The sequence below is a fragment of the Georgenia alba genome, from assembly GCF_042665525.1.
Taxonomy (GTDB): Bacteria; Actinomycetota; Actinomycetes; order Actinomycetales; family Actinomycetaceae; genus Allobogoriella; species Allobogoriella alba.
The window spans coordinates 716,769-729,233 of sequence record NZ_JBHTCQ010000002.1 but is presented as its reverse complement, the minus strand read 5'-3'; the positions used below and the strand labels follow the sequence as shown (position 1 = coordinate 729,233).

The 12,465-nt window shown below is 69.1% G+C and carries 12 protein-coding genes; 7 read left to right on the top strand and 5 right to left on the bottom strand.

What is annotated here, in order from left to right:
- Positions 1-51 precede the first annotated feature (51 nt).
- The 7 genes from qcrC (at position 52) to ACFQQL_RS13175 (ending at position 7,742) form a co-directional block, all read left to right on the top strand.
- The gene (gene qcrC / locus ACFQQL_RS13205; protein WP_382395089.1) at positions 52-834 is read left to right on the top strand and encodes a cytochrome bc1 complex diheme cytochrome c subunit; all 783 of its coding nucleotides are present in this window, start codon (positions 52-54) and stop codon (positions 832-834) included.
- The gene (gene qcrA / locus ACFQQL_RS13200) at positions 831-1,886 is read left to right on the top strand and encodes a cytochrome bc1 complex Rieske iron-sulfur subunit (RefSeq protein ID WP_382395088.1); all 1,056 of its coding nucleotides are present in this window, start codon (positions 831-833) and stop codon (positions 1,884-1,886) included. Before qcrC ends, qcrA begins: the two co-directional genes overlap by 4 nt.
- Before the next feature lie 2 nt (positions 1,887-1,888).
- Positions 1,889-3,709 carry a cytochrome bc1 complex cytochrome b subunit gene (qcrB, locus tag ACFQQL_RS13195; RefSeq protein WP_382395388.1) on the top strand — a complete coding sequence of 607 codons (1,821 nt, stop codon included), beginning with the start codon at positions 1,889-1,891 and terminating at the stop codon, positions 3,707-3,709.
- 128 nt (positions 3,710-3,837) lie between these two features.
- Positions 3,838-4,464 carry a superoxide dismutase gene (locus ACFQQL_RS13190; RefSeq protein ID WP_382395086.1) on the top strand — a complete coding sequence of 209 codons (627 nt, stop codon included), beginning with the start codon at positions 3,838-3,840 and terminating at the stop codon, positions 4,462-4,464.
- Between the two features lie 148 nt (positions 4,465-4,612).
- Positions 4,613-6,001, top strand: coding sequence for an ABC transporter substrate-binding protein (locus ACFQQL_RS13185; protein ID WP_382395084.1), 1,389 nt, complete (start codon positions 4,613-4,615; stop codon positions 5,999-6,001).
- The gene (locus ACFQQL_RS13180) at positions 5,998-6,879 is read left to right on the top strand and encodes a carbohydrate ABC transporter permease (protein ID WP_382395082.1); all 882 of its coding nucleotides are present in this window, start codon (positions 5,998-6,000) and stop codon (positions 6,877-6,879) included. Before ACFQQL_RS13185 ends, ACFQQL_RS13180 begins: the two co-directional genes overlap by 4 nt.
- On the top strand, positions 6,876-7,742 hold the full coding sequence (locus ACFQQL_RS13175) for a carbohydrate ABC transporter permease (RefSeq protein WP_382395080.1): 867 nt from the start codon (positions 6,876-6,878) through the stop codon (positions 7,740-7,742). Before ACFQQL_RS13180 ends, ACFQQL_RS13175 begins: the two co-directional genes overlap by 4 nt.
- A 24-nt stretch (positions 7,743-7,766) precedes the next feature.
- On the opposite strand, the gene ACFQQL_RS13170 is transcribed toward ACFQQL_RS13175, so the two are convergent.
- The 5 genes from ACFQQL_RS13170 to erpA all read right to left on the bottom strand — a co-directional run bounded on the left by ACFQQL_RS13170 (position 7,767) and on the right by erpA (position 12,411).
- Positions 7,767-8,216, bottom strand: a complete 450-nt coding sequence (locus ACFQQL_RS13170; RefSeq protein ID WP_382395078.1) for a cytochrome c oxidase subunit 4 — start codon at positions 8,214-8,216, stop codon at positions 7,767-7,769.
- Positions 8,213-9,988 carry an aa3-type cytochrome oxidase subunit I gene (gene ctaD, locus ACFQQL_RS13165; RefSeq protein WP_382395076.1) on the bottom strand — a complete coding sequence of 592 codons (1,776 nt, stop codon included), beginning with the start codon at positions 9,986-9,988 and terminating at the stop codon, positions 8,213-8,215. Before ctaD ends, ACFQQL_RS13170 begins: the two co-directional genes overlap by 4 nt.
- The gene (gene ctaC / locus ACFQQL_RS13160; protein ID WP_382395074.1) at positions 9,988-10,896 is read right to left on the bottom strand and encodes an aa3-type cytochrome oxidase subunit II; all 909 of its coding nucleotides are present in this window, start codon (positions 10,894-10,896) and stop codon (positions 9,988-9,990) included. The genes ctaD and ctaC overlap by 1 nt, the downstream gene beginning before the upstream one ends.
- A 131-nt stretch (positions 10,897-11,027) precedes the next feature.
- Complete coding sequence (locus ACFQQL_RS13155) at positions 11,028-11,969, bottom strand: FKBP-type peptidyl-prolyl cis-trans isomerase (protein WP_382395072.1); 942 nt, start codon at positions 11,967-11,969, stop codon at positions 11,028-11,030.
- A gap of 88 nt (positions 11,970-12,057) precedes the next feature.
- Positions 12,058-12,411 (bottom strand): iron-sulfur cluster insertion protein ErpA, encoded by a 354-nt coding sequence (gene erpA, locus ACFQQL_RS13150; protein ID WP_382395070.1) that lies wholly within the window; start codon positions 12,409-12,411, stop codon positions 12,058-12,060.
- Between the last annotated feature and the right edge of the window lie 54 nt (positions 12,412-12,465).

Sequence of the window (12,465 nt, the reverse complement as noted above, 5' to 3'; positions counted from 1 at the left end):
CCCAAGCCCGCTGACCGCCATACGCCCAGACCCGAGCGAGGACGTCCCATCGTGAAGGCACTTGCCGCAGGCAGGAGGAGCCGGCTCGCGCCGGCCGCCCTCCTGCTGCTCGCCCTGATCCTGACCGGCGCGCTCTACGCCGCCTTCGCCCCCGAGCCCGCCACCGCCGCCGCCGGCGACTCGGCCGAGGACGTCGAGGCCGGACGGGAGCTGTTCCAGGCCAACTGCTCGACCTGTCACGGCCTGAACGGCGAGGGCACGGACGTCGCACCGTCCCTCATCGGGGTCGGGGCCGCGTCGGTCGACTTCCAGATGGCGACGGGCCGCATGCCGATGGCCAACAACTCCCCGCAGGCGGAGGTCCGCGCGCCCCAGTTCGACCCGGAGCAGATCTCCCAGGTTGCGGCGTACGTCGCCTCGCTGGGGCCCGGCCCTGCCATCCCGAGCGCCGAGATGGTCGACCCCGAGGGCGGGGACTCGGCCAACGGCCTCGCACTGTTCCGCACGAACTGCGCGATGTGCCACAACGCGGTCGGCGCGGGCGGCGCGCTGAGCGAGGGCAAGTTCGCGCCCGGGCTGTACGACTCGACGCCCACCGAGATCTACGAGGCGATGCTCACCGGCCCGCAGTCCATGCCGGTGTTCAACGAGGCGAACATCTCCCCCGAGGGCAAGCAGGACATCATCGCCTTCCTCATGGAGCAGCGTGAGCCGTCCGTCGGCGGTATCACCCTCGGCTCGCTCGGGCCGGTCTCCGAGGGACTGTGGGTGTGGATCGTCGGCATCGGCGGCCTCATCATCGCCGCGGTGTGGATCGGAGCGAAGTCGTCGTGAGCACCGAGCAGCACGTCGCGCCGCGCGGGGCGCAGGAACCGGAGCTCTTCGAGAACCCTGGCCTCGAGGAGCACCGGGGCCGGCTCGCCGACACCGACCCGCGGGCCGCGAAGCGGAACGAGCGGATCATCGCCCTCATCCTGCTGATCAGCGCCCTCGCCTCCATCGGGGCCATCGTCGCCTACGTGGCGATCCCGCTCGACGACACCCGCGAATCCGTCCGGTACAGCACCCTGTTCCTCGGCCTCGGCCTTGGTGTCGGCATGCTCGGCATCGGGGTCGCGGCGATCCACTGGTCCAAGACGCTCATGTCGAACGTCGAGTACGTCGAGGAGCGTCACCCGCAACGCAGCGACGACGAGACCCGGCAGGTCGCCGGCGACATGATGAGGCACGGAGTCGAGGACTCCGGCATCGGACGCCGCCCGCTCCTGAAGGGGGCCGCCGTGGGCGCCGTCGCCCTCGCCCCGCTGCCCTACCTCGTCCCCTTCGTGGGGAACCTGGGGGGTGACTGGAACACCGGCGCGTTCCGTCACACGATCTGGGGCGAGACCCCGGAGGAGTTCTCCGGCACCCTGCCCGACGGCACCCGGGCGCGGCGACTCGCGCGCGACCCCGACGACACACCGATCCGGGCGAGCGACGTCACGATCGGCTCGGTCTTCCACGTGATCCCGCACGGGCTCAACGAGGAGGAGCACTTCTACGAGGAGAAGGCCAAGGCCGTCGTCCTCATGGTCCGGATGGACCCGGACATCCTCAAGGAGCCGGCCGAGAAGGCGGACTGGTCCTACAACGGCATCGTCGCCTACTCCAAGATCTGCACCCACGTCGGCTGCCCGGTGGCGCTCTACGAGCAGCAGACCCACCACCTGCTGTGCCCGTGCCACCAGTCGACGTTCGACATGACCGACCAGGCGAAGGTCGTCTTCGGACCGGCCAAGCGACCCCTGCCCCAGCTGCCGATCGCCGTCGACGACGAGGGCTACCTCGTGGCCCGCGCCGACTTCGACGAGCCGATCGGCCCGAGCTACTGGGAGCGTCTGACGTGAGCATCTCCTCCTCCACCCCGACCGCCCGGCCGTCCGGCGAGTACCGCCCGGGCAAGCCGGTCCAGGCCACGGCCGACATCCTGGACAGCCGCGTCGGCGTCGCGAAGGCCGTCAAGTTCATCGGGCGGAAGATCTTTCCGGAGCACTGGTCGTTCCTGCTGGGCGAGATCGCCCTCTGGAGCTTCGTGGTGCTCATCCTCACGGGCATCTTCCTCACCATGTTCTTCGAGCCCTCGATGGCGCACACCCACTACCCCGAGGACGCGCTGCCGGAGAGCCATCAGGGCCTGGAGATGTCGGTCGCGTACTACTCGACCGTCTGGATGTCGTTCGAGGTTCCCGGCGGTCTGCTCATGCGGCAGATGCACCACTGGGCCGCGCTGCTGTTCATGGCCGCGATCGTGGTGCACGCCTTCCGGATCTTCTTCACCGGCGCGTTCCGCAAGCCCCGCGAGATCAACTGGCTGGTCGGCTTCACCCTGATGATCCTCGGCCTGGCCGCGGGCTTCTCCGGCTACTCGCTGCCGGACGACGTGCTCTCGGGCAACGGCCTGCGCATCGCCGACGGCGTGGCGAAGGCCATCCCGATCCTCGGCTCGTACGTCAGCTACGGACTGTTCGGCGGTGAGTTCCCGGGTGTGCACATCATCCCGCGGCTGTTCACCGTCCACATCCTGCTCATCCCGGCGCTCATCGTCGCGCTGGTCACGGTGCACCTCGTGCTCATGGTGGTGCACAAGCACACGCAGTACCCCGGTGTCGGCCGCAGCGACGGCAACGTGGTGGGCTACCCGGCCTTCCCCGTGTACGTGACCAAGATGGCGGGCTTCTTCCTCATCGTGTTCGGCTTCATCGCGCTCATGGGCGCGACGATGTCCATCAACAATGTCTGGAACTACGGCCCGTACGACCCCTCGCCGGTGTCCGCGGGCGCCCAGCCGGACTGGTACATGCTCTTCCTCGAGGGTGCGCTGCGCCTCATGCCGGGGTGGGAGGTCGTCATCGGCGGCTACACCCTCTCGCTGAACATCCTCATCCCCGGTGTGATCATCCCCGGGCTGCTGTTCACGCTGCTGGCGCTCTACCCGTTCATCGAGGCGGCCGCCACGAAGGACCAGCGGGAGCACCACGTCCTGGACCGTCCCCGCAACGCGCCGGTGCGCACCGCGCTCGGCGTCGCCTACCTGGTGGCCTTCGGGGTCCTGGTGCTGGCCGGGTCCAACGACCTCATCGCCACGCACTTCCACCTCTCGATCAACGACATCACCTGGTTCTTCCGCATCACGTTCTTCCTCCTGCCGGTGCTGATGTTCGTCCTGACGAAGCGGATCTGCCTCGGGCTGCAGCGCCGCGACCGCGAGCTCGCCCTGCACGGGCACGAGACGGGGCGCGTGGTGCAGCTCGCCAACGGCGCCTTCATGGAGGTCCACAAGCCGCTCACCGACCACGAGCGCTGGATCCTCGTGGCCCACGACGCCCGCCGGCCGATCGAGGTCGGCCCGGCGACCGACCGGAACGGCGTGGACCGTCCCGGCTACCGCCTGGACAACGTCCGCCGCCGCCTGTCCTCGTTCTTCTACGAGGACCGCGTGGAGCCGGTGACACCGGCCGAGCTGGCGGCGGCGCACCACGACCACCACGAGCCGGCGGAGGTCGAGGCTGCGCAGACCAGCAGCATCGACGGCGTCCACGGCGGCGCCCTGGACGTCACGCACCCGGCGTACTCCTCCGACGGCGACGGCGACGGCGAGCACCACGAGGAGACGACGCCCACGCACGCGGGTGGCTCGATCGCGACGCTGGCCCGGCAGGAACGGGACTGATCCTTCCGGTCCAGCCTCTGGACGGGCGGGAACATCGGCCGACCTAATAGGTTGGGACTGACGAGCGGTCCTGCTGCTGCGGACCGACCGATACGCGGCACCCGCCGCCCGATCCTTGAGGAGGACACATGGCCGTGTACACGCTGCCCGACCTTCCCTACGACTACAGCGCTCTCGAGCCGCACATCAGCGGCAAGATCATGGAGCTGCACCACGACAAGCACCACAAGACCTACGTCGACGGTGCGAACGCGGCCCTGGAGAAGCTGGCCGGGGCGCGGGAGTCTGGTGACCTGTCCGCCGTCAACCTGTTCGAGAAGAACCTCGCGTTCAACCTGGGTGGCCACGTCAACCACACGATCTTCTGGAACAACCTCTCCCCCGACGGCGGCGGCGAGCCGGAGGGCGAGGTGGCCGAGGCCATCAAGGACTCCTTCGGCTCCTTCGACGGCTTCAAGAACCACTTCACCGCCAACGCGACCTCCATCCAGGGGTCCGGCTGGTCCGTCCTCGCCTACGACTCCGTCGCGGGCAGGCTGGTGATCTTCCAGATGTACGACCAGCAGAACAACGTGCCGGTCGGCACCATCCCGCTCCTGCAGCTCGACATGTGGGAGCACGCCTTCTACCTCGACTACCTCAACGTCAAGGCGGACTACGTCAAGGCGTTCTGGAACATCGTGAACTGGCAGGACGTCGCGGCTCGCCTGACGAAGGCCACCGCGCAGGCCCCCGGCCTCATCGTCCCGGCCTGACACACGGCCATCGGGCCCCGGGCGGTTCGCCCGGGGCCCTCGTGCGTCCGGGCGACGCGCGGAAGAGCAGCGGAAGCGCGGAACGGACCCGTGCCGTCGCTATATTCGGCGAACGATCGGCTAGCCGCCTGCTCGAGGAGGACCAAGGATGGTCGAGCCCCGTCCGGATCGTGCGCGCGCCTCGATGAGGCCCCCCGGCCCGGGGCTGACCCGCCGGGGCTTCCTGCTCGGCAGCAGCGCGCTCGGCCTGGCATCCGTCGCCGGCTGCGGAGCCATGGCAGCCGGCGAGAACGTCAACGCCGCTCCCACGATCGCCCCGGCCGACGGACCCGTCACCCTCACCTACTGGGCCTGGCTGAAGGATCTGCAGCGGGTCTGCGACATCTTCAACGACACCCAGGACCGCATCCGTGTGGAGGCCGCATGGATCCCCGGCGGCGACGGTGGCGGCTACGCGAAGATCCTGTCCGCCGTCGCGGCGGGCGGCGGTCCGGACATCGCACAGGTCGAGCTGCGCAGCGTCCCCGAGTTCGCCCTCGCGGGTGCCCTCGTCGAGCTCAGCCGGTACGGGGCGGCCGACCACGAGTCCGCGTTCGATCCCGGTGCCTGGTCCCAGGTGGCCGTCGGTGACTCGGTCTGGGCGATCCCCCAGGACACCGGTCCCGGCGCGTTCTTCTACAACCGCGAGATGCTCGAGGAGATCGGCGGGGCGCCGCCCGCCACCTGGCCCGAGTGGCGGGAGCTGGCGCAGGAGGTCAAGGGCTCCGGGAATAGCCGCTGGATCGCGACCCTCGACCCGGGCGACGGTTCGTTCCCGGTCTTCGTGGCGATGCAGGCCGGCGCGCAGTGGTTCCGCCCGGAGGGGGACGGCTGGATCATCGACATGGCCGGCGACGCGACGCTCGAGGTCGCGGAGTTCTGGGACGGCGTCATCGCGGACGAGCTCGTCGGCACCGGCTACGGCCCGTTCACCACGCCGTGGATGGCGGCCGCGGGCCAGAACCAGATCCTGTCCTACACGGGCGGATCGTGGGGGGACGCCCTCATCGAGGGCGTCCCCGACGGCGCCGGCCGCTGGGCCGTCGCCCCCATGCCCCGGTGGGAGGACATGGGCTTCGCCTCGGCCATGCTCGGCGGCTCCAGCGCCGCGGTGATGGCCCATTCCGAGCACCCGGCCGAGGCCCTGGAGTTCCTCGTCTGGATGTGCACGGACCCGGCAGGCATCGACGCCATGGTCGAGTTCTCGGGGATCGGCTGGTCCCCGGCCGCCGACTACATCGGCGCCGTCCGGGAGCAGCCCTCGGAGTTCTTCAGCGGCCAGAGCTACAACGAGGAGGTCATCCAGCCGATGGCGGAAGGGCAGAACCTGGACTGGGTGTGGCCTCCGATGACCCAGCGGCTCAACAACATCCTCGGTGACGGCATGCGGGCCCGGGTCACGGGCGGCGCCCCGCTGGTGGACTTCTTCCCCCGGGCGCAGAACGAGGTGCTGCGGATCATGCGGGACGTGGGTCTCGACGCGGAGGTGGCCTCGTGAGGCACCGCGCGGCGCCCTGGCTCCTGCTCTCGCCCTTCCTGGTCCTGTTCGTCATCTGCTACGTGATCCCGATCGCGATCGCCGTCTGGCAGAGCCTGCTGACGGTGGAGCGCAGCGGTCTGCTCGGCGAGGACGGTGTCACCACCCGTTTCGCCGGGTTCGAGAACTACCTGACCGCTCTGGCGAACGAGAACTTCATCGCCTCCATCTGGCGCATGATCCTGTTCGGGGTCGTGCAGGTGACCGTGATGATCGTCGCCGCCACGGTCCTGGCGCTCCTGCTGGAGAGCGCGTCCGCGCGGTGGCCGGGGCTGTTCCGGACGGCGTACTTCCTCCCCTACGGGATCCCCGGCGTCATCGCCACGATCCTGTGGTCCTTCCTCTACATCCCCGGGCTCAGCCCGATCATCGACGTGCTCGGGATGGTCGGGATCCAGGTCGACTTCCTGGCGCCGGAGCTCGTGCTCTGGAGCATCGCGAACATCGTCACCTGGACGTACACCGGCTACAACATGCTCATCATCATCGCGCAGCTGAAGTCGGTGCCGACCGAGGTGTACGAGGCGGCGCGCATCGACGGCGCGGGTGCGTTCCGCGTCGCGATGTCCATCCAGCTCCCGCTGATCCGGCCCGCGGTGCTGCTGACCGTCATCTTCTCCATCATCGGCACGCTCCAGCTCTTCGCCGAGCCGCGGGTGCTCGCCCCGCTCTCCTCCGGCATCGACAGCGAGTACACGCCGAACCTCTCCGCGTACACCTACGCGTTCCAGTACAACGAGTTCGGGGTGGCCGCGGCCCAGGCCGTGATCATCGCGGTCGCGGCGTTCGTGCTGTCGTTCGTCACGCTTGCGCTGGCGTCGAGAGGGGGCCGCCGATGAGCGCCGAGAACCGGACCGCCGGGGCGAAGGCGTCCACCAAGATCCTGGTCACCTCGATCCTGACGCTCGTCGCCATCTACTTCGTCGTTCCCGCCTACTGGGTGGTGGTGAACGCGACGAAGTCGAGCGACGCGCTCTTCTCGACAAACGGCTTCTGGTTCGGGCCGGAGTTCCAGCTGCTGGAGAACCTCCGGGACGTGCTGACCGTCAACGAGGGCGTCTTCGTCCGGTGGGCGGGCAACTCGCTGCTCTACTCGGGCGTCGGCGCGCTCGTGGCGACGTACTTCGCCGCGGCCGCCGGCTACGCGCTGGCGAAGTACCGGTTCCGTGGGCGGGAGACCGTGTTCGGCCTGGTGCTGGGCGGCGTCCTGGTGCCGGGAACGGCCACCGCGCTGCCGCTGTTCTTCGTCTTCAGCGCGGTCGGGATCACCAACACCTACTGGGCGGTGCTGATCCCGTCGCTGATCTCACCGTTCGGGATGTTCCTGGCCCGCATCTACGCGCAGGCCGCCATCCCGGACTCGATGCTGGAGTCCGGGCGGCTCGACGGCGCCGGGGAGCTGCGGATCTTCCACACGCTGGTCCTGCGGCAGCTGGCGCCCGCCCTCGTGACGGTGTTCCTCTTCCAGTTCGTGGCGATCTGGAACAACTACTTCCTGCCGCTGGTGATGCTCGCGGACGAGGAGCTCTACCCGATCACCCTCGGCCTGGACACCTGGCTCGCGCAGACCGACCGGTTGCCCCAGTTCTTCCAGCTGACGATCGGTGGCGCGCTGCTCAGCATCGTGCCGCTCGCCATCCTCATGCTGGTGCTCCAGCGCTACTGGCGGGGCGGTCTCACCGAAGGCGCCGTGAAGGGCTGACGGGCCCGCGGCCCGGACGGCGGATCAGTGGGCGTGCTGACCGCGGTAGAACTCGAAGAGCAGGCCCACCAGGCCGACGAGGCCGATGAACATCCCGAGGCCGACCATCCACCAGCCGATGGCCAGGCCCAGGAAGCCGAGCGTCGTGGCGATGCCCAGCACCAGCGGCCACCAGCTGTGCGGGGAGAACACGCCCACCTCTCCGGCGCGCTCGTCGATGTCCGCCGTCGGGTTGTCCTCGGGCCGCATGTCGATGCGCCGCCCGGTGATCCACAGGTAGCCGCCGGCCAACGCAGAGAGGGCCGCGAGCAGGAACAGGCCGGTGGTGCCGACCGGCTCCCAGTCCGCCACGAACCCGTAGATGACGGCGACCGGGATGAAGGCGAACACGCCGGCGAGGAACAGCCAGGCCTCGATGGCGAGCGGCTTGCTGGGTCGCTCGGTCTCGTGGGACTGCTGAGAGTCGCGGCTCATCGCTGGTCACCTTCCTGGTCGTTGCGCTGCTGGCGCTCCTCGACCACCTGGTCCCGCCCGGTGCGGGGCGCGCCGGCGTAGGCGGCGTCGAGCAGGTCGCGGTTCGGCTCGGCCTGGTCCATGGCCGCCACCTCGGGGTGGTGCAGGTCGAAGGCGGGGCGCTCGGACCGGATGCGCGGCAGCGAGGTGAAGTTGTGGCGCGGCACCGGGGAACCGGTCGCCCACTCGAGCGAGTTGCCGAAGCCCCAGGGGTCATCGACGAACACCGTACGAGGGCCACGCATGGTCTTGTACACGTTCCACAGGAACGGCAGCGTGGAGATCGCGATGAGGACCGCGCCGATCGTGGAGATCTGGTTGTACAGCGTGAAGCCGTCCTCGACCATGTAGTCGGCGTAGCGACGGGGCATGCCCTGCACGCCGAGCCAGTGCTGCACCAGGAACGTGGTGTGGAAGCCGATGAAGAGGATCCAGAACTGGATCTTCCCGAGCCGCTCGTCCAGCATCCGGCCCGTCCACTTGGGCCACCAGAAGAAGAAGCCGGCGTACATCGCGAACACCACGGTCCCGAAGACGACGTAGTGGAAGTGGCCCACCACGAAGTAGGTGTCGTGGACGTGGAAGTCCATCGCCGGGCTGGACAGCACGATGCCCGTCAGGCCGCCGAAGAGGAACGTCACCAGGAAGCCGAGCGAGTACAGCATCGGCGTCTCGAAGGTGATCTTCCCCCGCCACATGGTGCCGATCCAGTTGAAGAACTTCACGCCGGTCGGGACCGCGATGAGCATCGTCATCAGCGAGAAGAACGCGAGCATCACCCCGCCGGTCGGGAACATGTGGTGCGCCCACACGGTCACGGACAGGGCCGCGATGGCGATGGTGGCGAAGACGAGGCTCTTGTAGCCGAACAGCGGCTTGCGCGAGAAGACCGGGATGACCTCGGAGATGATGCCGAAGAACGGCAGGGCGATGATGTAGACCTCGGGGTGCCCGAAGAACCAGAACAGGTGCTGCCACAGCAGCGAGCCGCCTGCCTCGGGGTTGAAGATCTGGCCGCCCATCAGGCGGTCGATCGCGAGGCCGAAGAGCGCGGCCGCGAGGACCGGGAACGCCATGAGCGCCAGGATCGACGTGATGAGGACGTTCCAGGTGAAGATCGGCATCCGGAACATCGTCATGCCGGGTGCGCGCATGGTGATGATCGTCGTCGCGAAGTTCACCGACCCGAAGATCGTCGCGAAACCTGTCATCGCCAGCCCGAGCACCCACAGGTCTCCCCCGAGACCGGGTGAGAAGACCACGTTGGACAACGGCGTGTAGGCCGTCCACCCGAAGCTCGCGGCCCCCTTGGGGGTGAGGAACCCGCCCACGACGAGCAGGCCGCCGAAGAAGAACAGCCAGTACGAGAACGCGTTCAGGCGCGGGAACGCGACGTCCGGTGCGCCGATCTGCAGCGGCACGAGCGCGTTGGCGAACGCCGAGAACAGCGGCGTCGCGAACAGCAGCATCATGATCGTGCCGTGCATCGTGAAGTACTGGTTGTACTGCTCCTTCGACTGCAGCAGCATCCCCGGCTCGAAGAGCTCGGCACGCATCAGCAGCGCGAGCACGCCGCCGATCATGAAGAACACGAACGACGTCGTCGTGTAGAGGTTGCCGATGACCTTGTGGTCGGTCGTCGTCATCCAGCCGACGAGCTTCTTGCCGAGGCTCTGACGCTGGGGACGCAGGCCAGGGATCGTCTCGGGGCGCAGTGCGGAGGTGGTCGCCATCAGTGCTCGTCCTCCTGCGTCACGAGGTACTGGCGGTTGAGCTCGTCGCCGATCCGGCCCGTCTGGCCGGCGTCGCGGAGCTCCTGCATGCGGGCGTCGTAGGTCGCACGGTCGACGACCTCGACGTTGAACAGCATCTCGGAGTGGTACTCGCCGCACAGCTCGGCGCACTTGCCCGAGTACGTCCCCTCCACCTGCGGGGTGACCTGGAAGGTGTTCACCCGGCCGGGGAGGAGGTCCATCTTGTACAGGAAGGCAGGGATCCAGAAGGAGTGGGCGACGTCGCGGGTGTGCAGGGTGAACGTCACCGTCTCACCGACGGGCAGGTACAGCGTCGGGAGCGTCTCCTCCGGTCCGGGCTCGCCGGTGAGCTCGACGCGGTCGCCCGAGGAGTACACCCCGTCCGTGACGTAGTTGAAGTCCCAGCTCCACTGCTTGCCGTACACCTCGATGGCGAGGTCCGCCTCGGTGTCCTCGGCGGGGACCGACACGTAGGCGTTGCTGTCGACGCCGGCGGCCTCGTTCTGGCCGACGCGCTGGAAGTCGTTGGTGACGCCCGAGGAGAAGTAGAACAGGACGCCGACCATGAGCAGCGGCACCAGCGTGTACAGCAGCTCGAGCGGCACGTGGTAGCGCAGCTGCACCGGGAGCTGCCTGTCGTTCTTGCGCTTCCGGTAGGCCACCACGCACCAGATCGTCAGGCCCCAGACGATCACGCCGACGACGAGCGCCGCGATCCAGGAGCCGTTCCACAGGTCGATCAGCGCGTCGGTCCGGTCGGTCATGCCGCGCTCCGTCGGCAGGAAGCCGACGTCGACGCCGCCGCCCGGTTCGCTCGGGAACTGGTCGGCGGGCGCGCACGCCGCCGCAGCGAGCGACACCACGCCCGTGAGGGCGAGGGAACGCACGACCGGACGCCTGCTACGGCGAGTGGGTGGCACGGGTTCTGACCTTCCGACGCGCTGGTGGTGCGGGTCCTACCTTAGTGGCCACGGCCGATGCTCCGCCCCATCGACGCGGCACCTTCTGACGGTACGTCTCAGCGGGGCTCGATGACGTCGATAACGTCGACGACCATGGCGATGGCCGGCTGCGGCCCGGTCTGCCCGGTCCCCTGCTGCTCCGGGGCCTGGATGACGACTCGTGAGCCGACAGGAGCGTCGGCCAGCTGGTCGAAGAGGCTGCCCTGTCCGATCGTGACCGACGTCACGCCGTCGCTCTCCCACGTGCTCTGCTGCTGGCCGTTGTCCCAGCTCGTCACCGCGAACTGGATCAGCGCCGCCCGCCCCGGCTGCACGGGCGCGCCGCTCCCGGTCGCGACCGTCGTCGCCGAGACCTCGGCCGGTGGCTGGGCGCCCTCGTCGACGGAGATCGTGGCCGGCGCGCCGAGGTCCCCCTCGACGGTCACCGGGAGGTCCGGCGCGGGCTCGACCGGCTCGGCATCGGCCTCGCCGGTGACGTCGGGGTCGAGCCGGTCGACCACGTCGACGACGAAGACGAGGGTCGAGTCCGGAGGCACCGAGCCGTCCTGGGTGCCCTCGGCGCCGTAGCCCAGGTCCGGTGGGATGGAGAGCAGGACGCGGTCCCCGACGTGGGTGCCGGTCAGTCCCTGCTTCCAGCCGGGGACGACCCCGTTGAGGCTGAAGCCGGACGGCGCATCCCGCCGGAACGAGGTGTCGAAGGGCTCGTCCACGTCCCAGACCTGGCCGTGGTAGTCGGCCACCACGAAGTCGTCGGCGCCGACCTCCGCGCCGTCACCCTCCTGCAGGACCTCGGTCTCGAGGTCCGCCGGCGCCTGGCCGGGTCCGAACTCGAGGGTCGGCGGCTCGCCGAACCCGCCCTCGACGTCGGGCAGCTCCGCCGTCCCGGTGGCCGTCTCCTCGCCTGTGCCTTCCCCGGCCGGCTCCTCCTCGCCGCAGGCCGCGAGGGTGAGGGCGGCACCGAGAGCGAGAGCGGTCACGGCGGTGAGACGGGTACGCACGAGGTCTCCTGGATGGGGTGGGCGGGAGCCGGACAGCACGACGGCCCCGGCCGGAACTCCGGCGCGGGGCCGCGGTGAGCGGGTTCGGTCAGTGGAACGAGTCGCCGCAGGCGCAGGACCCGCCGGCGTTCGGGTTGTCGATCGTGAAGCCCTGCTTCTCGATGGTGTCCGCGAAGTCGATGGTCGCGCCGTCGAGGTACGGCACGCTCATCCGGTCCACGACGACCTCCACGCCCTCGAACTCACGGACGGCGTCACCGTCGAGGAAGCGCTCGTCGAAGTAGAGCTGGTAGATGAGGCCGGAGCAACCACCGGGCTGCACGGCGACGCGGAGGCGCAGGTCGTCCCGGCCCTCCTGCTCCAGCAGCGTGCGGACCTTGTTCGCGGCGACGTCGGTGAGGACCACGCCGTGGGTGGCGACCTGCTCGGCGGTCTCGCTCATGACACTCTCCAGCTTCTCGTCGGACGGCCGGGCGGTCCCGGCCCTGGCGGGCTG